The 471-nt window shown below is 64.5% G+C and carries 1 protein-coding gene; it reads left to right on the plus strand.

Annotated elements, in window-relative coordinates; genetic code table 11:
* Positions 1–74 precede the first annotated feature (74 nt).
* A partial coding sequence (locus ABD323_RS42965) for a hypothetical protein (RefSeq protein ID WP_344447470.1) occupies positions 75–471 on the plus strand: 397 nt, incomplete at its 3' end.

Here is a 471-nt window from a genome sequence, read left to right on the forward strand (position 1 = left end):
GATCATGCTCGGACCCAGACCAGACAGGACACCGGCCAAAACCGCTCCACCACCCGCGCGGGTACGCTGCTGCCGTGGTCGAGCCTGAGAAGCCAGTCCCCCCATCCGCGCCTGACGGTCGGACCGCTGGGCAGATCTTGCATGCACGCGGCTGGCGGCAGCCGTTCACCGTTGAGGAGAGGGTCCGGTCCTGGGCTCGGCTAGTGAGTCAGATTGAGACTGGCTACACCGACATGGTGTACGAGTACCTGAACGATCTCTCTCCCCGGAAGTGGCTGCACCAGGCGTGGATCCTGCTCCCGGCCGTAGACATCAACCGGTGGGGAGCGGAGGTCGAACAGCTTGACCGTCGGTTCCGGGATGCAACCGTCTGGGACGACGGCCGAGCCCTCGGTGAGTTCTTCCGGATTGACGAGGACGAGTGGTGGCTTCGCCGGTATCCCAAGGTATTGGTCGGAGCCCTGGCTGATG

The organism is Kitasatospora nipponensis, from assembly GCF_039528135.1.
GTDB lineage: Bacteria > Actinomycetota > Actinomycetes > Streptomycetales > Streptomycetaceae > Kitasatospora > Kitasatospora nipponensis.